Source organism: Tabrizicola oligotrophica (assembly GCF_011008935.1).
Taxonomy (GTDB): domain Bacteria; phylum Pseudomonadota; class Alphaproteobacteria; order Rhodobacterales; family Rhodobacteraceae; genus Tabrizicola_A; species Tabrizicola_A oligotrophica.
On sequence record NZ_JAAIVJ010000041.1, the window covers coordinates 1 to 765 of the forward strand.

Annotated in this window: 2 pseudogenes; both read right to left on the bottom strand. The window is 62.9% G+C overall.

From position 1 onward, the window contains the following. Positions 1–126: pseudogene (locus G4Z14_RS18735) on the bottom strand (IS3 family transposase); the annotation flags it as partial. After that, positions 125–637 (bottom strand): annotated as a pseudogene (locus G4Z14_RS18740) (recombinase family protein); the annotation flags it as partial. The pseudogenes G4Z14_RS18735 and G4Z14_RS18740, both read right to left, overlap by 2 nt. Between the last annotated feature and the right edge of the window lie 128 nt (positions 638–765).

Below are 765 nucleotides of genomic sequence, written 5' to 3' on the forward strand. Positions count from 1 at the left end.
GAAGTCCAGCGACCAGCGCTGGTTTGGCCGCAGTGGAACCGGCATCGGCGTGCGACTGCCACGAGCCCGTTTGCGGCCACGACGGCGGCGCACCGACAGGCCCTCTTCCCGGTAAATCCGGTAGAGCCAGCACCGTGCCCGATCCGATCTCGATGAACCGGGCAAACACCCAGCGTACATGCGCGGCATCGGCAGGTCTTTCGACCAGCTTCCGGTCCTTGACCTCGTAGCCCAGCGGCGGGCAGCCACCCATCCACATGCCCTTCATCCGGCTGGCGCGGACCTTGTCGCGGATCCGTTCGGCCGTGACCTCCCGTTCGAACTGGGCGAACGACAGCAGGATGTTCAGCGTCAGCCGCCCCATGGACGTGGTGGTGTTGAACGACTGCGTCACCGAAACGAAGGTCACGCTGTTGCGGTCGAACACCTCGACCAGCTTGGAGAAGTCCATCAGCGAGCGAGACAGCCGGTCGATCTTGTAGACCACCACCACGTCGACCAGCCCGTCCTCGATGTCGGCAAGCAACCGTTTCAGACCGGGGCGTTCCAGCGTGCCGCCCGAGATGCCGCCATCGTCGTATTGATCGCGCACTAGCGCCCAGCCCTCGGAACGCTGGCTGGCGATGTAGGACTCGCAGTGAATCGCCCCTAGTTTCCTAGACGCCTCGCAGTTTCAGTTTTTGCTGCTGTTCGAAGGCGATCGGTGACAGCATGCCGTTCCTAACGTGTTTGCGCTGCGGGTTGTAGAAGAACTCGATGTAGTCG